This window comes from Ligilactobacillus acidipiscis DSM 15836 (genome assembly GCF_001435755.1).
GTDB lineage: Bacteria > Bacillota > Bacilli > Lactobacillales > Lactobacillaceae > Ligilactobacillus > Ligilactobacillus acidipiscis.
On record NZ_AZFI01000376.1, the window covers coordinates 1 to 395 of the forward strand.

At 42.0% G+C, this 395-nt stretch carries 1 pseudogene; it reads left to right on the forward strand.

Going from position 1 to position 395, the window contains the following annotated elements:
* Positions 1-395, forward strand: a pseudogene (locus FC65_RS12980) (IS1380 family transposase); the annotation flags it as partial.

Genomic DNA, 395 nt, shown 5'->3' on the forward strand with positions numbered 1-395 from the left:
CTAATGACGGTGGTGAATTAGCGAACGATGCTAGAACTCTATTACTGGCTGAGTTCCTCCATCAACTCAACTTTGACCAGTTTTTACAGTCTAACATACATTTTAAAGATGATCGCAAGTCTTAGACTTTCTTCGCAAACAATTTATTCAAGTAGCTGCTGTTTCAATTGTTAGTGGGTACCCCCAAGATCAGCCCGCTACTGCTTTTGATACCTTATCGGGCTGCTTATTGAATGCTTAATTACGGCCCGATAATCGTTATACGTCGCAAGGTGTAACTAATTTCTTATTCCGGAGCTTACGGGTCTATGATGAATCTTCTGTGGATATCTTAGTGCAGGAAAATTCTGGTTTCGCAGCTCCGGGGATCTACCATGCCTGTGATAAAAAGCAGG